Origin of the sequence: Streptomyces sp. Ru62, from assembly GCF_002920615.1 — a bacterium.
Lineage (GTDB): Bacteria > Actinomycetota > Actinomycetes > Streptomycetales > Streptomycetaceae > Streptomyces.
On sequence record NZ_PQSU01000021.1, the window covers coordinates 136,258 to 159,809 of the forward strand.

Genomic DNA, 23,552 nt, shown 5'->3' on the forward strand with positions numbered 1-23,552 from the left:
GGCGGACGACCCGGATCACCAGGAGGAACCCCCTTCATGCGACACCCTTACGCCCGCCTCCCCGACCGCTCCTTCTGGCGCACCGCGGTCGCCGAACGGCCGCCGGCGGACATCCAGGACCTCTGGACGCCGAAGTTCCCCATCGGCCAGGACGCCCCGGTCATCACCGCCGGCTCCTGCTTCGCCCGGCACATCGGCCCGGCCCTGCTGCGGGAGGGCATGCACTGGTACGACGCCGAGCCCCCGCCGCCCGGACTCACCGCGGAGGCCCGGCAGGACCGCGGCTACCGCCGTTTCTCCTTCCGCACCGGCAACATCTACACCGCGGCCGGGCTGCGCCAGTGGTTCGCCTGGGCGCTCGGGAAGCAGACGCCACCGGTCGAGGTGTGGCGGGACGCGGACGGCCGCTGCCACGACCCGTACCGTCCCACCGTCGAACCCGACGGCTTCTCCTCGCCCGAGGAGGCGCTGGCCTCCCGCCAGGTCACCCTCGACGCGATCCGCCGCGCCCTGGCCACGGCCGACGTGCTGGTCTTCACGCTCGGCCTGACCGAGGCCTGGCACGACACGGCGGACGGCACCGTGCTGCCGATGTGCCCGGGCACGGTCCGGGGCACCTTCGACCCGGACCGGCACCGCCTGCGCAACCACACGGTCGCCGAGGTGCTGAGCGATCTGACGGCGGCCCTCACCCTGGCCCGCGAGGCCGGTCCCCGGCTGCGTACCGTCCTCACGGTGTCGCCGGTGCCGCTGACCGCGACCGCGACCGGCGCGCACGCCCTCGTGGCGACGACCCACTCCAAGTCCGTCCTGCGGGCGGCGGCGGGGCAGCTGGCCGCGGAGCTGGAGCACGTCGACTACTTCCCGTCCTACGAGATCGTCACCGGCTTCCCCTACCGGGCCGCGTTCTACGGGCCCAACCTGCGCACGGTCAGCGCCGACGGGGTTGCCTTCGTGATGCGGCACTTCCTCGACGGGCTGCACGGCCGGACCGGCCGCCCGGAGCACGCCCCCGACCCCACCCCCACCCCGGACGCCGGCGGAGAGGACACCTGGTGTGACGACGCCGTACTCGACTACTACAGCCGCGACCACGGCCCCGGCCACGCTCCCGGCCCGGTTCCTGCTCCTCGGTGACTCGCACGCGGCGTGCGTCGGGCGGGCCGCCGAGGCCGCCGGGCTGCCCTTCCAGGGCGGTCCGGTGGGCTCCGGGCGCGACTTCCTCGGGCCCTTCTTCGACCCGGACGGCCCCGACGTCGTCTTCCGCGACGCCGAGGCCCAGCGGCTGTACCGCCGGTTCCTCGACGCGCTGGGCGCACCCTCGCTGGGCCGGCTGCCGGTGCCGCTGGTGTGCACGTTCGGCCTCAGCGCGCACACGATCGCCACCCGGGAGAACTGGGCCGTGCACCGGGACGCGCGGGGCGCGTACGACCCGGGGTTCCTGGGCAGCGACCTGTTCGCCGCGCTGGTGCGGGCCACGGCCCGCGGCGCGCTCGCCTTCTACGAGCACGCCGTCGGGCTCGGCCTGCGCGTCCTGGCCCTGATGCCTCCGCAGCGGGTCCCCGCCATGTCCGATCCGGCGGTCTTCTTCGCGGCCCAGCGCGTCCTGCGCGCCGAACTGGCCGCGCGCGGCGTGGAGATCGTCGATCTGCGGGCCCGGGTCACCGACCGCTCGGGACTCCAGCGCCCCGCGTTCAGCGCGGCCGACGACCCCATCCACGGCAACCTCGCCTTCGGCCGCCTGCTCGTCGCCGACCTGCTCGACCACGGGCTGTGACCCGGCCCTCGACCACGGGCTCTGACCCGGCCCCACCACCCCATGCGTCTTTCGCACCCCCATTCCTGAGGAGGAACCACGTGGAGGAGTACGCACTGCAGGCCGTCGAGCGCCTCACGACCCGGCCGCCGGAGCCGTACGAGACCCTCTCGGTCCGGACGATCACCCCGGTGCTCGGCGCGGAGGTGTCCGGCCTGGACCTCTCGCGGGAGCTGACACCGCAGCAGGAGAAGGAGGTCAAGCACGCGTTCCTCGCCCATCACGTGCTCGTCTTCCGGGACCAGGACCTCACCCCCGAGCAGCACAAGCGGTTCGCCGGCCTCTTCGGTGAACTGCACCCCGTGGCGCTGGCGGCCGAGGGTTCCGACCCGTACATCCTGGAGATCAAGGCCACCAAGGAGTCCCGGATGGTCGCCGGTGACGGCTGGCACGCCGACGGCACCGCCGACGCCGCCCCCTCCCTGGGCTCCATGCTGCACCTCACCACGGTCCCCGAGGGCGGCAGCGGCGGGGACACCATGTTCGCCAACATGCACCTGGCCTACGAACTGCTCTCCCCGGCCCTGCGCGCCTTCCTCGACGGTCTGACCGCCGTGCACGACGGCGCCCTGCCCTGGACGGCGGCGGGCCTGACCCCGCCCGCGGAGTACGACGTCCCGCGCACCGAACACCCCGTCGTGGTCCGGCACCCGGAGACCGGCCGCAAGCTGCTGTTCGTCAACGCCCCCTACACCTCGCACATCCCCCAGCTGTCCCGCGCCGAGAGCTCCGCCCTGCTCGACCTGCTGTACACGCACGTCGCCCGCACCCCGCTGCTGCAGTGCCGGGTCCGCTGGGAGCCCCGCACCCTGGTGTTCTGGGACAACCGCTGCGTCCAGCACCACGCGGTGTGGGACTACTTCCCGCTGACCCGCCACGGCCACCGCGTGGCCATCGAGGGCACCCGCCCGCAGGCGTGACACCCGCCGCACCGGCGGGGAAGGAGACGAGGACGCAGATGAGCACGGATGCCGCGGGGGCCGGAATCTTCCTGGCCGCGCTGGCCGGCGCTGCCCCCGCGCCCCCGGTGGACACCCGCGTACCGGACGGGGTGTGGCACCTGCTGACCGCCCTGTACGAGGAGCTTCCGGGCCCCGCCGCGGACGGCTGGGCCCGCGAGGTGCACGGCGCCCTGCGGGCCGGGCGGCCGGCGGGCGGGCTGTGGGCGGTGCACGCCTGGCAGGCCGGTACCGTCCTGCCGCTGCTGGCAGAGGCGTGGCCGGACGACGGGGCGGGCGCGGTGGCCGACCTGACCGCGCTGCACCGCGCGGCCGCGCGCGCCCCGGTGGCCCACGGCAGCTGGCGGGCGGCCCTGCGGCCGGTGCTGCTGCGGGTGTACGGGGCGGCGTACGACCGCCGCTCCGCCTGCACCGAGGCGCACACCAACGCGCGCGCCTACGCCCTGGCGCACGGGTACACCCCGGCCGAGGCCGACGCGTACGGGCGCCAGTACGCCGAACTCAGCACGGACGCGAACGCGGCGTCCTTCGCCGAGGCCCACGCGCGGGCGGTCGGCGACGCCCTGGCCCGCGCCTACGCCGGTGACCGTGCCGAGCCCTACGCGGCGACGTACCCGGCCGCCCAGGTCCGCGCGGTGCTCCGCGCCCTCGAACGCCCCGCGCCCCCGCCCACCGCCGACGCGACCGGGACCGGCCCGGGGGGAGCGGCGCGGCCGGCGGTCACGCTGGCCGACGGGCTGAGCGGCGTGCTGCGGTGCCACGGGGGGTGATGCGGTGCCGGCCTCCGGTCCTCATGGCGCGGTCTCCGTCGCCGTGATGCCGGGCGCGCGGGTCTCGGCCTTGATGACGGGAAGCACCTCGGTGAGGAGGAGTTCCAGGCTGCTGTCGGCGAGGTCTTCGGGCAGGCCGGGGTCGAACTGGCCGACGAACCGGTCGGCGCCGAGCACCTCGTGGTGGGCCATGATGCCGTCGATGACCTGCTGCGGGCTCCCCACCAGCAGGCCCTTGGCGATCCACTGGTCGTAGACGGGCCGCGGCATGCCGCCGGGAAAGCTGGGGTGGGAGGAGAAGTAGCGGGAGTAGTACGGGAAGAACTGCTCCCGGGCGCCCTGCGAGGTGCGTGCGATGAACATGTGCCCGCCGGTGGCCAGCCGCAGCGACGCGGGATCGTGGCCGGCCTCCGCCCCCGCACGCCGGTACAGGTCGACCAGGCGCGCGCCGTCGCGCGGCCCGGTGAACAGGGCCAGGAACATCGGCTGCCCGACCGTTCCGGCGCGTACGGCGCTCTGCGGGGTGCCTCCCACCCCGATCCAGACGGGCAGCCTCTCCTGGGCGGGCCGGGGTCCGATCCACATGTCGCTCAGCGGGGCCCGGAACGTGCCTTCCCAGGACTTGTCGGGGTCGTCGCGGAGCTGGAGCAGGAGGCGGACCTTCTCGTCGAACAAGGCCTCGTAGTCCTTGAGGTCGTACCCGAACAGGCGGTACGACTCGGGGAACACACCACGCCCGACCGTGATCTCGGCCCGTCCGTGGGCGATCTGGTCGAGGGTGCCGAACTGTTCCATCAGCCGCACGGGGTCGACCGTCGAGAGGACGACGACGGCTGTCGTGAGCCGGATCCGGCGGGTCGTCGCCGCGATGGCCGCGAGCACCACCTCCGGTGCCGAGACCGCGTAGTCGGGCCGGTGATGCTCGCCCAGCGCGAAGACGTCGAGCCCTGCCTCGTCCGCGGCCTGCGCCTGGCGCACGAGCGTGTCCAGGCGCCGCCCGGCCGCTTCGGGAGTCCGGTCGAGGAGTAGGTCACCGAAGGAATAGACGCCGAGTTCCACGAACGTTCCCTTTTCTCTGTGGTCTTGCCGGGCGGGCCACGCGCGGCCCTCGGCCGGGCTCCTCAGCGGTCCGCTGTCATCGTTGGCCGGGAGCGGTGCCGCCGAAGGGCGGCACCGCGTCCGGGATGCCCCGCCGGCGCCGTCTCGCGGGAGCCGGCTTCACCGTGGGGCCGCTGTTCACCGCGGGATGCCGGCCGCCTGTGCCCGGCCGATCGCGTCGACCGACCACAGTGAGCTGTCCCAGACCGTGGTCAGACGCGTGATCAGGCCCGCGGCGTCGAGGGAGAGCGCGGTGATGCCTCGGGGTGCCGCGGAGGAGGCGTTGACCCACTCGTACCCTCCGCCGCTGCGGCTGCCGACCGCGTGCCGCACCGTCGCGCCCCGGCCATAGGGCAGCAGGCCGAGCGCCGAGGTCAGGAACGCCTCCAGCGAGATGCGCCCGGTGATGCTCAGGTGCAGGGCCTGGTCCTCGAACACCGCGTCGGGGTGGAACAGGGAGGTCGCCTGCGCGGCGTCGCCGGTGCCGAGCGCGTGACTCAGCCTCCGGACGGTCGACCGCATCACCGGTGACGCCGTCTCCCCGACCGCCGCCTCCGCGAAGTCTGTCGGGAACTGGTCGGCCGGTGTGCGCTCCTGCTCGATGCCGGCGACGGTGAAGGCCCGCCCGTCCCAGTAGTCTATCCAGCGCGTGATCTTGCCGTTCCGGAAGTTCACGGCTCCCAGGGGGCGGATCTCGTGGCCGAACAGTTGCGGGGTGTCGGTGAAGCAGACCAGGGCGCTGCTCGCGTCACCGAGGATGCGGGTGGGGTAGGACGCGGAGCTCGCGGGCCACGTCGGCATCAACTTGGCGAACAGGTCGTACAACGACTGCCAGTCGTACCAGGCCCATCCCAGCGTCGCGTCGATGTACGTCATGTTCCGCGCGAAGTGGGCCATGGTCGCGTCCACGTCCCTCGCCGTCTTCGCCTCGAAGTAGGACGCGAACAGCCGCACCACTTCCGGCGTCGCGTACGTGACGTCGACCTCCCGGCCCAGGATCCGGGCGGTTCGCCGGGGGTGGGCGGCCGGCGCGGCGTCGGCGGTTCCGGCTGACAACCCGAGGGCCGCCGCGGCGCCCAAGCCCGCGGTCAGCACGGTTCTGCGACGGTGGGCGGCATCGCGGTCCGACTGGTCCATGAGTCCTCCTGAAGCGGGAGTGATGAGCGATCGAGGGCATGACATCACTGGTCACCAGTTTGTCAGATTAGTGATGTCAATCACTGCCATGTCGCTAAGTAACATGCGACATACACCGCGACACTATATGTCGTTTTCCGCGTCATAGCGCTGCCGTGCCGCGCACACTTCGTCGAAGTGTGTCTCCGCCCAGTTCTTCACCGCGGTCAACAGCAGAGCGAGGCTCTCACCGAGCGGGGTGAGGGCGTAGTCGACGCGCACCGGGACCGAGGGGGTGACCGTGCGGGTGAGGATGCCGTCACGCTCCAGGGAACGCAGCACCTGGGTGAGCATCTTCGGACTCACTCCGACGATGGTGCGGGCCAGGTCGCTGTAACGGAGCGGGCCGGACGCCAGGGCGGCGACGACCAGACTGACCCACTTGTCGCTGAGCCTGCCGAGCAACTGGTTGGTGGGGCATCCGCAGCGGAACGCGTCGTACGTGATGGGGGCCCGCTCTCCCTGCGGCACCTCGGCCGGGATCGTCATGACTCTCCTCCTGGGGACATATGCACTTTCAGGTAACTACTTCCGCATGGATAGTAACGTCACTACGCTCAATGTCGGCCAGACGAACCAACAGGCCGAACACAACGTAGTCACTCAGTAAGTTCACCAGACAGGAAAAGTTGTCATGCGTGCAGCAGTCGTGCGGGGCTTCGGCGGGCCCGAGGTGGTGGAGGTCACGGAGACGGAGGTGCCCGAGCCGTCCGCCGGACAGGTGCGGATCAAGGTCGCGGCGGCGGCGCTGAACCCGATCGACGCGGGCATTCGCTCCGGCGCCTTCGGTGGGGAGAACCAGCAGCTCGGCCTCGGCTGGGACGTCGCCGGGACGGTCGAGGCGACCGGTGACGCCGACGGGTGGAACGTCGGAGACCAGGTGGTGGCCCTCGACTACGGCATGGCCAAGCCGCTCGGCACCCACGCCGAGTACGTCGTCCTCGACGCGGGCTCCGTGGCGAAGGCACCCGCGACGGTGGACGCGGTGGCAGCCGCGACCCTGCCGCTGAACGCGCTGACCGCCGTTCAGGCCCTGGACGTGCTGGAGCTGACGCCGGGACAGTCGCTGCTGGTGACGGGGGCTGCGGGCGCCCTCGGCGGATTCGCCGTGCAACTCGCCGCACACCGCGGGATCGCGGTGACGGGGCTGGCCCGTGAGAGCGACGAGGAACTCGTGAGGTCCCTGGGTGCCACCGGTTTCACCACCGGGGGCGGAGGGTCGTACGACGCGGTCCTGGACGCGGCGGTCCTCGGAGAGGCGGCTCTGCCCTGGATCCGCGACGGAGGCGCCTACGTCGGCGTCATCCCGCAGGCCGAGCCCGCCTCCGTGCGCGGGGTGCGCACCGCGGCCGTCCTGGTGCGTCCCGACGGAGCGCGGCTGGCGGAGCTGGTTCGGCTGGTCGACGAGGGCGTGCTCACCCTCCGCGTGGCCGAGACGTTCGCTCTGGACGACGCCGCCAAGGCCCACGCCCGGCTCGCGGAGGGTGGACTGCGCGGCCGGCTGGTACTGGTGCCCTGACGGAGGAGACATGGTGGTGCCGGACGCGTCAGGTGCGGCACGCGAGGCGGCTTGTGCCAGGCGGTGCACGGATGCGCGGTGGCCGAGCCCGACCACCGCGTCCCGGCGGGTGCCGCGGGACGAGCAGCCGCCCGCGACGTCCGGCCGTACGGGAGCAACGGTGCCGGGCAGGCCTGTGCGCCGGCGATCGCCGAGTGGTCACCGTGATGGCCAGGTCGCCGGGTGACTCGTTCCGCTCGGACCCGACGGCCGGGTACGGGCCGCCCACACCTCGGACGGCACGGCGTTCGGCCGCGTCGTCCGGCGGTCGGACGCCGGCCCTGGCCGCCCGCCCGGCGCCGTATTGTTTCGTCCGCCCGGAGTCTGGGAGGGGTTGGGGCCGTGGAAGGGCCGTTCGGAAGCGTGCTGCGCGGTCTGCGGCACGGGGCCGGTCTGACGATGGAGGAACTGGCCGAGTCGTCGGGGGTGAGTGTCCGGGCGATCAGCGACATGGAGCGGGGCCGGAGCCGGGTTCCGCAGCGACGCACCGTGGCGGCCCTGGCGCAGGGGCTGGGACTCGCCGAAGCGGACCGTCAGACGCTGCTGTCGGCGGCTCGGCTGGCGCGTCCGACGCGTGCCGAGGCGGTGACCGGTTCGGCTGTGCCTCCCAGGTCCGTGCGGGATTTCACGGGGCGTGCGACGGAGCTGGAACGGCTGAGGCAGGCAGCGGAGACGGCCGACACCACCGGTGACGGGTCGGTGTGGGTGCTGTGGGGTCCGCCGGGGTGCGGGAAGACGACCCTGGCGTTGAAGGCGGCGGCGGAACTGACGGAGCGGTTCCCCGACGGGTGTTTCGTGGTGGACCTGCACGGCGTGGAGGGTCCTGTCGCTCCCACCGAGTCCGCGCTGAGACTGCTGAAGGCGCTGGGCGTGTCCGACCGGCGGCTCGCGGAGGAGGACGCGCAGGGCCACACCGGACTGCTGCGGGCCCTGCTCGCCGAGCGCCAGTGCCTGGTGGTCCTGGACAACGCACGCGACGAAGGACAGGTCCGCCCGCTGCTGCCCGCGACCGGCCGCAGCCTGGTCCTCGTCACCAGCCGCTGGTCCCTGTCGGGACTGGAGGCCGTGGACCGCCTCGCGCTCACGGAGATGACACAGACCGAAGCCGTCCAACTCCTGCGCCGGATCCTGGGTGAGGAGCGGGCGGACGCCGAGGTGGAGGCGGTGGCACGGGTGGCAGCGCTCTGCGGGGGCCTGCCGTTGGCGTTGCGGGTGGCGGGGAACTGGCTGACGGTCCGGTCGGGCTGGAGGGTCACCCATCTGGTACGGCGGCTCGCGGACGAGGAACACCGGCTGCGGGCCCTGGCCGCGGGCGACGTGCGCGTGGAAGCGGCGTTCATGCTCTCCTACCGCCAACTGACCCGCCAGGCCGCCCGGATGCTCCGCCTCCTCGGCCTCGTCACCGGCCCCGACATGACCGCCGCCTACGGAGCCGCCCTCACCGGCACCACCGTGTTCGAGGCCGCAGAAGTCATGGACGAACTCGTCGAGGCAGGACTGCTCCAGACCTCCTTCACCGGCCGCTACCAACTTCACGACCTGCTCCGCCTGTTCGCACGCGCCCGCTTGACCGAGGAGGACGAACCAGCCGACCGCCGAACGGCCGAGGACCGGCTGCGCACCTGGCTGCTGGACACGGCGGTGATCGCCGGCCGCTGGTTCGAACCCGGCTACGGCGCCCCACCCCCCTCCTGGCAGGGCCTCGTCCCCCTCGACAACGCCGAACAGGCACGGGCCTGGCTCCAGAACGAAGCGGCGGCATGGCTCGCCGCCCTGCGCACCACCGCCGCCCGGGACGAACACACCCGCGTCGTGGAAACCGCCGAGGCCATGCACTGGTTCTCCGACCTGTGGGTGTACTGGGGACACTGGCCCGAGGTCTTCCACCTCTCCAGCCAGGCCGCCGCCGCACTCGACGACCCACGGCTGCGGGCCACCCATCTCAACTACCACGCCTGGGCACTCGGCACCTGCCAGCACAACCACCGGCGAGCCCTCGAACAGTTGGAACAGGCCCTGAAGTACGCCCGCCGCACCGGTGACACAGCCCAGCAGGCATGGACGGTCGCGTACACGGCAGGCGCACACAAGCGCCTCGGGGAGGTCCAGCAAGCCGCCGACAAGTCCCTGGCCGCCGTCGCTCTCTTCGAAGCGGCCGGCGACCACGAGGGCTGGCTCCAGGCCACCGGCATCCACGGGGACTGTCTGCGGCTGCTCGGCCGCGGTGAGGAGGCGCTGGTCCAGCACGGACGCATCGCCGCCTTCCTCGACGCACCCGACTGCCCCATCGACGGATACGTGGCCCGCTCCAACCGCGCCCACGCGGCGAGCGCGCTCGGCAGCGACTACGCCGCCCTGGGCCGGTGGCGGGAGGCGGCCGAACACCACCGCGCCGCCCTCGTCCACGCCCAGCACGCCAGCTCGGGCTTCGCGGAAGGATTCGCGCTCACCCGCCTCGGCGAGGCCCTGCTCGAACTGGGCGAGACGGAGGAGGCCCGCTCCTGCCTCAGCCAGGTGGTCGCTCTCGGCAACGCGGCACACACAAAGGACCTGGCGACCGCGCGAACGCTCCTCGACTCGCTGCGGTGACGGGACGCGCGGCGGCGCCCGGGCCGGCCGTGCCCGCCGCGGCCCGTGCCCCCGCCGGGCGCCGCCCGCCGTCGCGGGCCGCCGGTGTGACCCTCTGTCGTCTCGGCGCGCTCATCGGGCACCCGCCCCTCCCGGCAGTCACCTGTCTCCCCCTCGGATACGGCCGCCTGGACGTCCGTCCGCCGGCGGCGGGCCGGGCCCGTCGACGGGTCCCTCAGTCGCTGGGCACGAGGTCACGGAGCTGGTGGCGTCTGCTGATGCCGAGTTTGGGGTACACCTTGTACAGGTGCGTGCTGACGGTGCGCGGTGAGAGGAACATCCGCTCGCCGATCTCACGGTTGGACAGACCACGGGCGGCCAGCCGCACGATCCGCTGTTCCTGGGAGGTCAGCTCCGACAGAGTGAGCGGACTCGACACGGCGGCCCGGCGGGGCACCCCGGTGGCGCGGAGCTCACCGCGAGCCACCATGGCGAGGTGACGGGCGCCGAGACGGGTCGCGACCTCCACCACGATCGTCAGCTGTACGCGCGCCTCGCGCGGCCTCCTTCGCCTGCGCAGCCAGATCGCGTAGTGCAGGCGGGCCCGGGCCCGCTCCAGGGGCCACCTGTCCCCCTCGCGATCGTCCGTCGCCAGCCGGAAGTGGCGTTCGGCGTGCGTGTCCTCGGCGACCAGGGCCGCCGCGTGGTGCATGAGCAGCCTCATCCGGGTGGTCGGACGGGGGCCCAGCCCTCGCCGGACTTCTTCGAGGACGCGCGCCGCCTCATGTTGCCGGCCGACATGCTGCGCCGCGACGGCGAACTCGGCGACGCAACGGGGGGACAGGAACGGGTCGAGGGGTGCGCAGTCGTCGGTGAACAGGGACCGCAAGTGCCGGTAGGCGCCCTCCGCGTCCCCGAGGGTCATCGCGGTCAGACCGCACGCCCGCAGCATGCGCGCCTGGGTGGCCCGGTTCTCGTCCAGGCTGACGGCGGCCCATCCGCTACCGGGGAACTCCTGCTCAGGCACGCTCTCCCCGCGGAGCGCGCGCAGGATCGCCCCCAGCGCTTCGAGGTCCAGTCCGAGGCGGGTCAGCCGGTGGACGGCGGCGTGGGCACCGCCTTCCTCGATCAGTCTCCCGGCTTCCGCCCACCGCCCGAGGTTCAGGAGGGATTCGACCTGGCCCGGGAGAATCCATGCCAGCAGACCCACCGCTCCTCGCGAACGCAGCGGTTCCAGCGCCTGCCGGCCCAGCTCGGCGCACACGTCGGACTCGTCGACGTGATGGGCGCGCAGGGCGGCCGTGACGAGCCCGAGCAGTCCGCTGGACGATCCCGGTCGGAGGGCGGCCGGTTCGTGCGGGGGACCGGCGGTGCCGGAGGACAGCTCGACCCCGGCACGTGCGAGAGTCTCCAGGGACGCGAGGGCGTCGGACTGGGCGAACTCGGCGACGAACCAGTCGTCCCGCGTCCGCCTGCCCCGTTCCCGGGCGGTCCGGCCCGCCAGGTCGAACAGCCGCGGCAACTGTGCCCGGTGTTCGGGCAGCCCGGACTGGGCGGCGATGCCCATGGCGACGGCGGCCATCGCGTGGGCGGTCGCCGGATCCGCCGGGGGTGTGTCCTGCCACACTCCCAGCAACAGGTCGAAGGCCTCCCGCTGGAGCGAGAGCGCGGACAGCGCGCCGCTCATGGCGCAGACCGCGGCGCACCGCAGCTCCGGATCGTGGTCCTCCCTGGTGAAGCGGGCGTACAGGTCCCGTACCCACTCCGGCTCCCCTACGAAGCTCGCGGCGAACAGCGCCTTGGCGAGGCGACGGGCCCGGTCCTCGCCCGCGGGGGTGAGGTCCGCGGCCTCCTCCAGCGCCCTCGCCGCGTCGAAGCACGAGACCGCTCGCGGACCGGGGACGGCGGCTTCCTCCAGGGCCATGGCCACCGACTCGTCCGTACCAACGGCTGCCGCGGCCAGATGCCGGGCCCGGTGCAAAGAGTGGCCGCTCAAGGCCGCCAGCTCCCGGTGAGCCCGTTGCCGCAGTCGTACGGAGTGCGTCAGGAGCGCGGCCATGCGGACCAGCGGGTTGCGGAAGGTGAGCCGCCCACCGGCGATGGTGATCAGCCCCGCTGACTCCGCGGGGGTCCACACCCGCAGGTCGTGCTCACCCACCGCGGCCATGACGGTGGTGAGGTCCTCGTACGGGGAAGCGGTCGCCGCGTACAGCAGCGCCCGCTGTGTCGCGTGCGGCAACGCGGACATCCGTGGGCCGAACATCTGCTGGACACGGGCGGCCTCTCCCGGTTCTCGCCGCGCCGACGACCCGGCCCGGCACAGCTCGACGATCGCAGAGGGGTTGCCCTCGGCTCTCCGGAGCAGTTCGAGCCTGGCCCGTCCCGTGGGAGCGCCCGGCTGGGCGTCAAGGAGCCGCGCCGACGCACCGGGGGGCAGCTCCCCGAGCGGGAGGACGGGGAGGTCACCGGGGACCCAGGGCGGAGGAACCTGCCCGCGTGCCGTGAACAGTGCTGTCACTGCGGGGTTCGTCAGCCGCCGTGTCACGAACAGCAGGACGTTCATCGAGTCACGGTCACAGTCCTGGATGTCGTCCACGGCCAGCAGGACCCGGCCCTCCTGCGCGAGCCGGTCGACCAGCGCCAGCACCGCGAGGCGCAGCGCCGCGCCGTCCGGCGGCACCCCGCCCTCCCCCGGACCGAGGACCGGACCGAGGGCCGTTCGGTGGCTTGGCGGCAAGGTGTCCAGTTCATCGAGGACCGGGAGGAGAAGCTGGTGCAGGGAGGCGAAACGCTGTGTCGACTCCGGCTCCCAGCCCTGCGCGGACAGGACGCGGGTCCGGCTTCCGGCGGCCTTCCCGGCGGCCCGGAGCAGGTGGGTCTTGCCCGTGCCGGCCTCTCCCACGATGAGCAGGGCCCGCGGCTGGTCACCGCAGGCGTCCAGGAGCCGCAGGATCCGGTCGGTCTCCGCCTCGCGGCCGATCGGCCGCTCCGGGCCGGGGCCCGCGAGGTCCCGCTCGCGCTCCTGGGCCGCCGTGCCCTCGGTCAACGCACTCCTGGTCAACTCACTCCCGGTCAACGCGTCGTCGCAGCCCATCACGAGCCGCAGGCCGTCCGCCGTCCGGCCGCCGGGCCCTGCTGCCGGACGGCCGACGCGCCGCCGGACCGCGACGCTCTCGCGCCCGGGGCCGGGGTCGGCCGTTCCCGTGGGCAGCGGCACCATCGGCTTCTCCTTCCTTCCCTCCGGCAACGCGCCCGGAGGCTCGTCGTCAGCCAACCAGCAGGACCGGCAGGGAACCAGGCAGAACCGCATGCAGTCTTGCCCCGGCCGAACGGCCCGCCGCCCGTCGGTCGTGGGCCGTGGGCCGTGGGCCGTGCGGGACAGACCGGGTGACCGGGGAGGCGCAGCCGGCGCGCCGACATGTGGCCGCGTCCGTCGCCTGGTCCGCGGCGGCCTCAGGCCCTCGGGCGCGCGACCGGCGGGGCACCGTGGAGAGCCACGCCCCGGCGCACGTGAGCGAGTCCCTGACCGGAACGCACCGGGTTGGCCCGTGCGGGCCGGCGGCGGGGCGACGAAACCTCCGCGTCCGGACCGGCACTCGAAGGCGAGCACATCCGTGACCTCACGATGACACGCCGACAGCCGTCATGTCGTCTCCCTCGGTGACGCCGCCGACGACGACGCTCTGGATGCGGCGCGTACGTTCCTGCACTCGCTCTGCACTCGCTCACCGAGGGATGACCGCGCCGTCAGGGGACGTCACACGTCCACCCACCACCGTTGACGCGTCGGGACACCGCGCCTAGCGTCCTTGGCACATCCCCCACCCGCTCCTTCCCGACGACGAGGACTGCCGCCATGGGCACCAGCAGAGTGATAGCGGTGGCCGGTGCCACGGGAGTTCAGGGCGGCGGTGTCGTGCGGTCGATCCTCGCCGACCCGGACACGGAATTCGCGGTACGGGCGCTCACCCGGACCCCGGACTCGCCCGCCGCGAGGGAGCTCGCCGCGCTGGGGGCCGAGGTGGTCCGGGCGGACTTCCATGACGAACCGACGGTGCACGCGGCGCTCGACGGCGCGTATGGTGCCTTCCTCGTCACCGACTTCTGGGCCCATGGTTCGGCGGCGAAGGAGACCGAGGAGATCGGCGTCCTGGCCCGAGCGGCCGGGGCGACGGGCCTGCGGCACGTGATCTGGTCGACCCTGGACGACACCCGCGAGCTGCTGCCCCTGGACGACGACCGGATGCCGGTGCTCCAAGGCGGCTACAACGTGCCGCACTTCGACGCCAAGGGCGCGGGCAACCACCTGTTCACGGAGGCCGGCGTCCCCACCACGTTCCTCAGCACCACCTCGTACTACCAGGGCTTCCTCGGCCCCCTCGCCCCGCGCCGCGCCGAGGACGGCGTCCTGACGGTGACCATGCCGTTCGAGGACGGCAAGCGCCTGGCCCTGGTCGACGCCGCCGACATCGGCCGCACCGCTCACGCCCTCCTCAAGGCCGGCGAACGGTTCGTCGGGGAGACGGTCTGTCTGGCCGGCGACCACCTCACCGGCGCGCAGTACGCCGAGAAGCTGGGCGCGGCCCTCGGCGAGCCCGTCCGTTTCCGGTCCGTGCCCTACGACGCCTTCCGCGCCCTCGGCACTCCGGCGGCCCGGGAGATCGGCAACATGTTCCAGTACTACGGCGACTTCGACCGCGAGTTCACCACGGCCCGCGATCTCGCCGGGCTGCGTGCGATCAACCCGGCACTGCGGAGCTTCGAGAACTGGCTGGCCGAGAACGCGGCCAGGATCGAGGTGCGCTGACGGACCCGGAGCAGGCGGCTGCCCGCGCGAGGGAACGCCTCGACGTGGCCACGGCCGTACGGGAGCGGCGTCGGGCGTGCGTGGTGGCCGGCCGCCGTGCCTCGGGGCTGTACACACGGACCGGTGGGGCCACCCTGGCCCCTGGCCACCGGACGCCTTCGCGGGCGGGCGGGGACTGCCTTGATGTCGTACGGCACGCGTACGACATCCGACGTGGGCGATGTCGCCGCACGCTCCCTGCGCTCCTGGCCGCCGATGCGTGACCGGCCCGTCACGGCCGCTCGGCTCGATGCACCGCGCGAGCCTCCGCGGACCGTGTGGCGGCCACCGTGACCGCCGACGTTGATCACCGTCCGCCGCGGCCCCTCACGGGCACGGCGCCGTCGAGTGCCGTGACATCGAATGCGCGTCGGCGTCGGGCTGATTAGGCTCGCTGAGTGGTCCGCCGGCCACCGACCTGGCCCTGTTGGTCCGGGCGAAACCTTTCCGGGCCCCGGTGGCGGCGGACCTGACACGACGACAGCCCGACGGATCCCGCGGACCGGAGACCGATGACGGGACCCGCGCGCGGCCCGCACAGGGCGCACCACGGGTTCCGGCACGGCCAGGGACGAGGCACCGCACGGGCCCGCACGGCGAGGAAAGCGACCATGGATTGGCGTCATCACGCGGCGTGCCGCACACACGACCCAGAACTCTTCTTCCCCGTCGGCGATGCCGGGCCGGCCCTTCTGCAGATCGAGGAGGCCAAAGCGGTCTGCCAGGGCTGCCCCGTCGTCGAACGCTGTCTGGCGTGGGGACGTGACACCGGTATGGAGTTCGGAGTCTGGGGCGGCCTCAGCGAGAGCGAACACCGCGGTCTCAGACGTCGTCGCGCGCTCGGCGATATACGCCGGAGACGGCGGCAGGAGGAGGGGACCGAACCGCAGGGGGCCTGACCGGGCGGACGGCTCCGGTGCGCGGTGCGACCGGGCGAACGGCCGCGGTCGCGTCACGGGCGGCGGCCTGCCGGCACACCGACGAGGACGCGAACGGCACCTTCGGCGTCATCGTGACTGATCCCGGCCGGGGGACCACCCGCCGGGTACCGGTCCTCTGCTACGGCGGGCAGGCCGACGTTTCTCGCGATCCCCGCCCGTCGGCGGCGTCGGTCGCCACGCCCTCCCGCACGGCGCGCCACGCCTCGGGGTCGTCGAAGTCGGTCCGGACGACCAGGGCGTCGAAGTCGTTGCGGGCATCGATGCCGTTGCGGGTTCGCATTCTCTCCACCCTCTTTCGCGGAGGGTGATCAGCACAGCCTCGGCCCGCGCCGGTCGGCGCACAGGAGCCGGCTGGTGCGGAAGGCGTCGATCGTCGTGCGTCACTGACACGGGCTCCGCCGACGGCCGTGCTCCGGCTGCGCGCCTGCCGGGCGTACAGGGACGACACCGTCGCCACGACCGGGTGACGAGGCCGACTGTGTCGCGGTGAGCGGGGGGTGCCGCCGTATCAGCGTGTACGGCCGCGCGCGGACGCCGCCTCGCTGCTCGGCCGGGACTCGGGCAGGACGTCAGCCGGCCGCGGACGGAGCGGGCGGGAGGGGCCGGCGTCGAGGTACCGAGCGATCCGGCCGGCCAGGCGTGTCGTGCCGGAGGCGGCCAGTTCGATGTCGGCGCCCTCCGGCGCCAGGACGGCCAGGCAGGCGTTCTCGCCGACGGCGCACACGAAGAGACGGCCGTGTTCCATCGCCACCACGGTCCGGAGCACCGTGTCGCCGCCGAAGTGGCGACCGGTGTCCTGGGCCAGTCCGTGGAAGCCTGAGGCGACGGCCGACAACTGCCGAGCGCGATCTCGGCCCAGCCCCTCCGACGACGCGAGCAGCAGGCCGTCGGCGGAGAGCACGATCGCGTGGCCGGCCCGCGGCCCGCGCCGGACCGCGTCGTCGAGCAGCCGGTTCAGGCCGGCGGTCCGGTCCGGGTCGAGTACGGACATCATCAGGGGTCCCCCTCGCGTGCGAGGTGCTGGTGGTGTGCGGGAAAGGGGTGCCTGCCGCGGAGGCCGGCGCCCTCCGGCTGCGGAGCCCGGCCGGAACACCGGGCCCGCTGTCGGCCGGGATCGTCAGCGCGTCGGGGGGCCGCGGCGGTCGACGCGTAGACATCGCTGGGCGTACCGTGCGGTGTTCCGCGCCGACCGCTGGGCGTCGACGTGCCGGCGCGGCTTCCCCGAGTCGTCAAGCCGGTGCTCCGCCGAGTCGATGGCGCGGTGCACCAGGGCGGGCTGCGACGGGGATGCTGCGTCCGTGGGAAGACGAGGCCCACAAGGCAGGTCCGGCCCCGCCGCCGGAGCCCAGTGAACACCTCGCCCGGTAACGGGGCCAGGTGGCCGCGGTTCGTGTCGGCAGGCGAACCAGCGGCAAGGGAAGCAACGGCGCGGTGATCCTGCTGCGCATGTTTCATCGGGGGGATCTCACTGCGTGACTGCCGTATCTACTCTCTGGACGGCCCGCGGTCAGGCCTGCCGACGACGTTGTGACAGCGGGAACGTCTCGCACGCCGTCTGCTGTGCCGATTCTTACCGGACGGGAGATCGCTCGCGGCCACGCCTGCCCGTTCGTGCCAACAGGTGTGTCCGGACGTCAGGTTGGGTGCCGCTCGGCTCGGTGGGACGGCGGCACGGAAGTGACAACACGCCGGCACACAGGTTTCCCATGTGGCCGCACATCAGGTCAGGCCATGACCGGAGTCCGGCCGAGTGCCCCGGTGCAGAAGAGAGAAGATCCCGCCATGACGCACCGGCAGGTCCTTCAGGCGCTGCCCGGGCTGCTGCTCGGCCTGTTCGCCGCCATCATGTCGTCCACCATCGTCACCAGCGCCCTGCCCGAGATCATCAACGATCGCGGCGGCGGGCAGAGCGCGTACACGTGGGTGGTCACCGCCTCGCTGCTGGCGATGACGGCGTCCACGCCGCTGTGGCGCGAACTCGCGGACCGGCACAGCAAGAAGACGCTGGTGCAGACGGCCCTGTGGGTCTACATCGCCGGGTCGGTGGGGGCGGGCCTGGCCCCGAGCGCGGGGATACTGATCGTCGCGCGTGCCGTCCAGGGAGCGGGAGCGGGCGGCCTGTCCGCCCTGGCCCAGATCGTCATGGCCGTGATGGTCTCCCCGCGCGAGCGCGGACGTCACGAGGGGTACGTGGCCGCGACCTTCGCCGTCGCCACGGTCGGCGGTCCGCTGCTCGGCGGAGCCATCACCGACGCCGGCCGGCCGGGCTGGCGCTGGTGCCTCCTCGTGGGCGTGCCGTTCGCGGCCGCCGCGCTGGTCGTGCTGCGCAGAAACCTTCACCTGCCCGTGCTGCCCCGGCAGCGGACCGGGACCGACTGGGCCGGCGCCTCCCTCGTCACCGAGGCCGTGTCCCTGCTCCTGATCTGGGTCACCTTCGCCGGCGACCGGTACGCCCGGCTGTCCTGGCAGACCTGTGTCGTGGTCGGCGGTTCCGTCGTCTTCGCGCTGGTCTTCCTGCGGGTCGAGAGCAGGGCAGGCGCCCGGTCCTCCCGCTGCGTCTGTTCCACCACCGCACCATCGCGCTCGCTTCGCTCGCCTCGTTGTTCGTCGGCGCCGTGATGTTCGCGGGCGCGGTCTTCCTCAACCAGTACTTCGAGCTGGCGCGGGGCGCGTCACCGACGATGTCGGGCGCCATGACGATTCCCGTGCTCGCGGGCCTGTGCGTGGCCTCCACGGTCTCCGGCCGGTTCATCACCGGCACGGGCCGGTGGAAGGGCTGGCTGCCGACCGATGGCGTGCTGCTGACGGCCGGTCTGGTGCTGCTGGGCACGCTGCGCCAGGGTACGCCGTACCCGCGCATGGCCGTCTTCATGGTGCTCACGGGATTCGGTGTCGGCTTCGTGATGCAGAACCTGGTGCTGTGCGCGCAGAACCAGGTGGGGCTGTCCGAGGTCGGCTCGGCGAGTTCCGCCGTCACCTTCTTCCGCTCGCTGGGCGGCGCGGTGAGCGTCTCCGTGCTCGGCTCGGTGAAGGTCTCCTCGCAGGTCGGGCACCACGCGCGTGAGGACATCGGTTCGCTCGGCCCGCGCGGCCGGCTGGTGGCCGCGACGGCGTCGGCGGCGCCGTCCCGGACCTGCGCGTGCCGCCCCCGGCCGCCCGTCTCTGGCTGGAGCGGGCCTACGGACACGGCATCGGCGACATCTTCCTGTACTGCGCGCCGCTCGCGTGTCTCGCGTTCGTGGTCACGCTGTTCATCAAGGATACCCGGCTCCGCGCCTCCCACGAGCCGGCCGGGAAGGCGGCCGACCCGGAGCGGGTACCGGCGGCCCTGACGGGACCACGGTGACAACGCCGGCGGCTGCCGGACGAGTTGCAGGCGACCGACGCCGTCGCACCGGACGGAGTGTCCGGCCGCGGCGGATTCCGCCGCCGACGCGGGCGTCCGACGGCCGTCGCGCCAAGACCCGCAACCGCCGACATCCAACGACCGGCGCCACCAAGACCGTAACCACCGGCGGCGCGGCCACCGGCGGTCCGGCACCGGCCCGGCCCTCGGACCCGGCCCCGTTCCCGAACGCGGCCTCCCCCTGAACCCGGCCGTCCCCCGCCCACCGCCTGCCCGCGGGTCCTCCCTCGCGTTCCGGCGCTCCCGCTGCCGCGAGGACGGGCCGAAGCCGAGCCCAGCCGGTGGGGCCCGTCCGGTGTGGGCGGCGCATATGGGCAACTGCGCGAACGGGAGGCCGGATCGGGCTTGTCCGGCCTCCGGCTCTCGCCGAGGGTGGGCTGGCATCCGCACCGCCCCCGCCGGCCCCGACGCCGTGGCCGGCCCTTCCCGTCACCGCGAGAGACCTTCCCGAAGGGCGCTGCATGTCATCACGCCATCTCAGAGCACCGGCAGCGGTGCTCGCCTCGCTGCTGCTCGCGACGGCCACGCCGAGTCTCGCGCGGGCCGCCGTAACGGACGACGCCCCGCGCTCCGGCGTCCCCGCCGCACACACGGTCGAACTCGACAACGGGTCCGTCGTGCGCTGGTCCGCCGACGGCACCGGCACCCTGACCACCGAGGACGGCACCACGCGCGCGTTCCCGGTACCGGTCACCGCCGGCCGCAGCGGGCTGGGCGAGGCCATCACCCCCTCCGCCTCCTTGCTGCGTCGCCGCGCGGACAACGCCGCGCTGACCGCGTACCAGACAGGAACCGGCGCGGCCTCGTCCATGGTGCGGCCCGAGGCCATGAACACCGGTGCCGTGCCCCTGCCGGACCGTGTCCGCGAGGCCGTCGACGCGTCGGCCCGGGGTGCCGCGCGGCGCTCGGCGGCGGCGGCCGGGCTGCCCGCGAACGAGGGCCTGACCACGTCGTTCCAGTCGTACCTGAACGCGGGCGGGGTCAACGCCGTCGGTGCCTTCCAGGACGCCGACACCTACACGCACGCCCTGCCCGGCGCCGGGCAGATCATCACGAACGTCTCCATCGGTGACCTCACCGACCAGTCCATGGCGGACGCCGGGGACGACTACGTACGGCAGTACGGGCCCACCACCGTGCTGCGGGACGGCCGGCGCTACCTCGACTACCCGTCGCTGCCGCTGATCCCCACCTACGTCAGCGACGACAGGGGCCGGCTCGACCCGGCCGGGTCCACCGAGGGCCAGGACCCCAATCTGGGCGAGGTCCTGCTGGACTTCTCGATGATGGCGCCCCTGCCGCACGACCGGCAGCGCCCGGAGGCCACCGGGAGCGGTGCCACCGATCTGCTCGGCATCGCGCCCGGCGCCCGGTACCGCCTGGTCGTGCCCCAGGAACCTTCCGCCCCGGGCATCGCCGCCGCGCTGCGGGCCGCCGCGGCCCAGAAGCCCCGCCCGACCGTCATCACGGCGAGCCTCGGCTTCGGTACCGACGGCACCCTCGGTTTCCCCTCGCGCTGGCTGGAGGACGACCCGGAGATCCGAGACACCCTGCGCGACATCGTGGACTCCGGCATCGTCGTGGTCGTCTCCTCCAACGACGGCACCCGTCTCGGACTGCCGGTCTCCGTCGGTCCCGACGGCGGCAGCACCCCCACCGAGCGCACCGCGGACGCCCGCCGCGAGACCACCATCGACGACGTGGCCGCGACCACCACGCCCTCGCGGGTACGCGACACCGGGGTCATAGCCGCCGGCGGCAGCACCACCGACGACACCCTCACCTCCGGTGACGTCCGCACCGCCGCCTACCCGACCACCCGCTACAACGGCTCGGCCGGGTACTCCTCCGGCTTCGGCAGCCGCGTCGACCTGGCCGCGCCCGGCGACAACCTGCCCTCCCTCATCCACACCGCCGACGGCACGGGTGTGGTCCTCAACGGCGGCACCTCCGCATCTGCCCCGATGATCGCCGCCGCCGCGGCGGACGTCCTCGCCGCAGCCGAGGCCACCGGTCAGAAGTTGACGCCACGTCAGGTACGGAAGCTCCTGGTGAGCACCGGCCGCCCGCTCGCCCAGCCGCCGCAGGCCGACCGGAGTCTGCGCATGGGGCCGCGGTTGGACGTCACGGCGGCGGTGGAGATGGTCCTCGCCCGGCGCCATCACATGGCACCGGCCGCGACCCGGCTCTCCGTCGCCCAGCGGCAGGTACTGTCCGTCACGCCCACCACCGCCTTCGTCGAGGCCACCGACCCGGCCGCCGTCGACCTGGCGGGCCCGCGCGGCGACGACGGCGACGGCTCCGGCCAGAACGCCGTCTCCCCGATCACCTTCGGCCTCGACCTCACCGGCGCCCGGCCCGGCCTCACCTACCGGCTGCGCGTGGCGGGCGGCCGGACCATCCCGGCCGACGGTCCCAGCCTGCGCCTGCTGCCGGGCGAGTTGCTGACCGCCGCCGGGCTGCCGCTCGCCGCCACCGGCCCCCGTAGTGTCGAGGTCACGTTCGAGGCGGTGGACCACGGCAAGGTCGTCGCCTCGGCCGGCCAACGGGTGACGTTCACGGCCGCCGACGGCACCTACAGCCAGCCCCAGGCCCCCACCGCGCCCGGCACCGCCGCCCTCGGCCGGCCCGTCACCGTCCACTACGACCTGACGGGGCTGCGCGACACCACCGACGCCGAGCTGGTGCTCTCCTCCGTCGGCCACTGGACGCCGTTCACCACCACGGACAAGTTCCGGGCCGCCTGGCACACCCCGCTCACCGCCACCAAGGGCTCCGTCACGATACCCGCCTCCGCCTTCGCCCCTGGCGGCGCCGGCCTGTACGGCGTCGGCATCGCCCTGCACGGCGGAGGCGTCTACGGCGACTTCCGCGCCCTGCGCGTGGCGCCGGGCACCGGGCAGCGGCCCGAGGCGCCCCTGCTGGGCCACGGCGCGGCCACCGGGCACTCGGTGAGCCTCACGCGCGCCGACCGCCGGCTGACGCTGTCCTGGGACGCGGGCGGGGTGCGCGGTGCCGACGGTGCCGCCGTCGAGTTCCTCACGCCCGCGCCCACCCTGTACGGCGCGCTCAACACCACCACCAACCAGAACGGCAGCCGTCGCGACGACAACGGGGTCGACCACGCCTCGACGCTGCTGCGCCCGCTGCCCTCGGCGAAGGGACGCACCACGCTGGACCTCACGGCGCTCGACCTGCCCACCGGGCTCCAGTACCCGGTGCGCGTCCTGGCCACCCGGCACGGCACACCCGTCGGGGAGGCGTCACCGACGTCCTTCGTGGAGTACCTCGACGGCGACACCGTCCCGGGCACCCTCGAGAACTTCGAAGTCACCGGCGACACCGCGCTGCTGGCCACCGACACCTTCGCCGACGGCCGTCACACCGGGGCCGACACCACGGCCTACTCGCTGGCCGACGGCCGCCTCGGCGGTTCCGTGTCGCACGAGACGGGCACGGGGATGATGCAGGTGGTGGTCGGCGCGGACGCCACGACGGGGCACACCCTCGTCGCGCACCGCCCGTTCGCCGGCGGCGCCCTGCCCGAGGTGGACCTGCGCGACACCGCGACCGGTGAGCGGGTGCGGCTGAGCACCCTGGATCCCGATGCCGGCACCACCTCCGTCTACTACCAGGGAGGTGTCGTGGACCCGGCTCGTCACCGGGCCGTCGTCGTCACGTACGACGCCGTCACCGGGGTGGACCGGCTCTGGACGGTCGACATGGCGACCGGCGCGGTGTCCGCGCCGGTGCCGGTCAACGCGTCCAGTCCGGGCCGGGCCTTCAGCAACGTCTCGGTGGACGCCTCCACCGGCGACTTCTTCGTGGCGACGAGCGGCACGATGGGTCCGTGCCTGTCCGGCCGGGTGCCGTACGCGGCGGTCCGCTACGACGCCGGCACCCGCACCGTCTCGCCGCTGGCGGCCATGCCCCTGTGCACAGCCGGTCTGCTGCCCGACGGCAAGGGAAAGAAGGTGTACGTCGCCGCCGGGGCGACCACACCCGACTACAGCAGCGGCGCCTTCCCGACCAGTTCCTGGCGCACCGCCGACCAGGGCGACCTGTCCACCGGCGGCGCCACCGACCTCGGAACGCGCGGTGTGCACTGGCCCGTCCTCGACACCCGGCACCACGTGGCCGTCGTCGCCCACCTCTACGAGGCGGCCACCAGCGGCGACAACAACGCCCTCAGCGAGGTCACGGTCGTGAACCCCGACACCGGTGAGGTGCTCGCCCGGCACCCCGTGGCCAACATCGTCGACTCCACCCTCGCCGTGTCCAACTTCGAGTCCACGTCCCGCCGGGGTCTGTTCCTGGACACGAGGACCCGCACGGCCTACCTGGTCAATCCCTGGGCCAACGGGCTGGAGCGGCTGAGGTACTGACAGGCGCCGTACGGGAGGGCGTCCGACGG

The 23,552-nt window shown here is 73.4% G+C and carries 15 protein-coding genes and 1 pseudogene; 10 read left to right on the forward strand and 6 right to left on the reverse strand.

Annotated features, from left to right (window positions below):
- Window positions 1-36: 36 nt before the first annotated feature.
- From C3492_RS27395 to C3492_RS27410, 4 genes are all read left to right on the forward strand, one after another.
- Window positions 37-1,137 carry a GSCFA domain-containing protein gene (locus C3492_RS27395; protein ID WP_103815016.1) on the forward strand — a complete coding sequence of 367 codons (1,101 nt, stop codon included), beginning with the start codon at window positions 37-39 and terminating at the stop codon, window positions 1,135-1,137.
- Entirely contained in the window at window positions 1,058-1,777 is a 720-nt protein-coding gene (locus tag C3492_RS27400) for a hypothetical protein (protein ID WP_258055913.1), read from the forward strand. The genes C3492_RS27395 and C3492_RS27400 overlap by 80 nt, the downstream gene beginning before the upstream one ends.
- 80 nt (window positions 1,778-1,857) lie before the next feature.
- On the forward strand, window positions 1,858-2,736 hold the full coding sequence (locus C3492_RS27405; protein ID WP_103815018.1) for a TauD/TfdA family dioxygenase: 879 nt from the start codon (window positions 1,858-1,860) through the stop codon (window positions 2,734-2,736).
- A gap of 38 nt (window positions 2,737-2,774) precedes the next feature.
- Window positions 2,775-3,545, forward strand: a complete 771-nt coding sequence (locus tag C3492_RS27410) for a hypothetical protein (protein ID WP_103815020.1) — start codon at window positions 2,775-2,777, stop codon at window positions 3,543-3,545.
- 21 nt (window positions 3,546-3,566) lie between these two features.
- Here C3492_RS27410 and C3492_RS27415 read toward each other — a convergent pair whose 3' ends face one another.
- From C3492_RS27415 to C3492_RS27425, 3 genes are all read right to left on the reverse strand, one after another.
- Window positions 3,567-4,604, reverse strand: a complete 1,038-nt coding sequence (locus C3492_RS27415; RefSeq protein ID WP_103815021.1) for an LLM class flavin-dependent oxidoreductase — start codon at window positions 4,602-4,604, stop codon at window positions 3,567-3,569.
- Window positions 4,605-4,781: 177 nt separating this feature from the next.
- Window positions 4,782-5,780 carry a hypothetical protein gene (locus C3492_RS27420; RefSeq protein WP_103815023.1) on the reverse strand — a complete coding sequence of 333 codons (999 nt, stop codon included), beginning with the start codon at window positions 5,778-5,780 and terminating at the stop codon, window positions 4,782-4,784.
- Window positions 5,781-5,903: 123 nt separating this feature from the next.
- A complete protein-coding gene (locus tag C3492_RS27425) occupies window positions 5,904-6,308 on the reverse strand; it encodes a helix-turn-helix domain-containing protein (protein WP_103815025.1) in 405 nt (134 codons plus the stop codon).
- Window positions 6,309-6,453: 145 nt separating this feature from the next.
- Between C3492_RS27425 and C3492_RS27430 the strand changes: the two genes are divergently transcribed.
- Together C3492_RS27430 and C3492_RS27435 are read left to right on the forward strand one after the other, a co-directional pair.
- A complete protein-coding gene (locus tag C3492_RS27430; RefSeq protein ID WP_103815027.1) occupies window positions 6,454-7,338 on the forward strand; it encodes an NADP-dependent oxidoreductase in 885 nt (294 codons plus the stop codon).
- Window positions 7,339-7,719: 381 nt separating this feature from the next.
- Window positions 7,720-9,966 carry a helix-turn-helix domain-containing protein gene (locus C3492_RS27435; RefSeq protein ID WP_258055914.1) on the forward strand — a complete coding sequence of 749 codons (2,247 nt, stop codon included), beginning with the start codon at window positions 7,720-7,722 and terminating at the stop codon, window positions 9,964-9,966.
- Window positions 9,967-10,180: 214 nt separating this feature from the next.
- Here the strand turns inward: C3492_RS27435 and C3492_RS27440 are convergent, their stop codons facing one another.
- Window positions 10,181-13,165: an AAA family ATPase gene (locus C3492_RS27440; protein ID WP_258055915.1), complete on the reverse strand. Its 2,985-nt coding sequence runs from the start codon at window positions 13,163-13,165 to the stop codon at window positions 10,181-10,183.
- 636 nt (window positions 13,166-13,801) lie between these two features.
- On the opposite strand from C3492_RS27440, the gene C3492_RS27445 reads away from it, so the two are divergent.
- Complete coding sequence (locus C3492_RS27445; RefSeq protein WP_103815029.1) at window positions 13,802-14,752, forward strand: NmrA/HSCARG family protein; 951 nt, start codon at window positions 13,802-13,804, stop codon at window positions 14,750-14,752.
- Window positions 14,753-15,402: 650 nt separating this feature from the next.
- The gene (locus C3492_RS27450; protein ID WP_103815031.1) at window positions 15,403-15,690 is read left to right on the forward strand and encodes a WhiB family transcriptional regulator; all 288 of its coding nucleotides are present in this window, start codon (window positions 15,403-15,405) and stop codon (window positions 15,688-15,690) included.
- A 160-nt stretch (window positions 15,691-15,850) separates the two neighbouring features.
- Here C3492_RS27450 and C3492_RS44790 read toward each other — a convergent pair whose 3' ends face one another.
- Both C3492_RS44790 and C3492_RS27455 read right to left on the reverse strand, forming a co-directional pair.
- On the reverse strand, window positions 15,851-16,012 hold the full coding sequence (locus C3492_RS44790; protein ID WP_181140573.1) for a DUF6924 domain-containing protein: 162 nt from the start codon (window positions 16,010-16,012) through the stop codon (window positions 15,851-15,853).
- 228 nt (window positions 16,013-16,240) lie between these two features.
- Window positions 16,241-16,726, reverse strand: coding sequence for a roadblock/LC7 domain-containing protein (locus C3492_RS27455; RefSeq protein ID WP_219822097.1), 486 nt, complete (start codon window positions 16,724-16,726; stop codon window positions 16,241-16,243).
- A 788-nt stretch (window positions 16,727-17,514) separates the two neighbouring features.
- Here C3492_RS27455 and C3492_RS27460 point away from each other — a divergent pair.
- Window positions 17,515-19,323 (forward strand): annotated as a pseudogene (locus tag C3492_RS27460) (MDR family MFS transporter).
- Between the two features lie 276 nt (window positions 19,324-19,599).
- Window positions 19,600-23,523: a S8 family serine peptidase gene (locus C3492_RS27465; RefSeq protein ID WP_146075728.1), complete on the forward strand. Its 3,924-nt coding sequence runs from the start codon at window positions 19,600-19,602 to the stop codon at window positions 23,521-23,523.
- Window positions 23,524-23,552: the final 29 nt, after the last annotated feature.

Bases quoted from the DNA above. Each gene is read 5' to 3' on its own strand.
- C3492_RS27455 (WP_219822097.1), bottom strand. From the start codon at position 16,726: ATGATGTCCGTACTCGACCCGGACCGGACCGCCGGCCTGAACCGGCTG.
- C3492_RS27450 (WP_103815031.1), top strand. From the start codon at position 15,403: ATGGATTGGCGTCATCACGCGGCGTGCCGCACACACGACCCAGAACTC.
- C3492_RS44790 (WP_181140573.1), bottom strand. From the start codon at position 16,012: ATGCGAACCCGCAACGGCATCGATGCCCGCAACGACTTCGACGCCCTG.
- C3492_RS27465 (WP_146075728.1), top strand. From the start codon at position 19,600: ATGTCATCACGCCATCTCAGAGCACCGGCAGCGGTGCTCGCCTCGCTG.
- C3492_RS27430 (WP_103815027.1), top strand. From the start codon at position 6,454: ATGCGTGCAGCAGTCGTGCGGGGCTTCGGCGGGCCCGAGGTGGTGGAG.
- C3492_RS27420 (WP_103815023.1), bottom strand. From the start codon at position 5,780: ATGGACCAGTCGGACCGCGATGCCGCCCACCGTCGCAGAACCGTGCTG.
- C3492_RS27440 (WP_258055915.1), bottom strand. From the start codon at position 13,165: ATGGTGCCGCTGCCCACGGGAACGGCCGACCCCGGCCCCGGGCGCGAG.
- C3492_RS27445 (WP_103815029.1), top strand. From the start codon at position 13,802: ATGGGCACCAGCAGAGTGATAGCGGTGGCCGGTGCCACGGGAGTTCAG.
- C3492_RS27410 (WP_103815020.1), top strand. From the start codon at position 2,775: ATGAGCACGGATGCCGCGGGGGCCGGAATCTTCCTGGCCGCGCTGGCC.
- C3492_RS27425 (WP_103815025.1), bottom strand. From the start codon at position 6,308: ATGACGATCCCGGCCGAGGTGCCGCAGGGAGAGCGGGCCCCCATCACG.
- C3492_RS27395 (WP_103815016.1), top strand. From the start codon at position 37: ATGCGACACCCTTACGCCCGCCTCCCCGACCGCTCCTTCTGGCGCACC.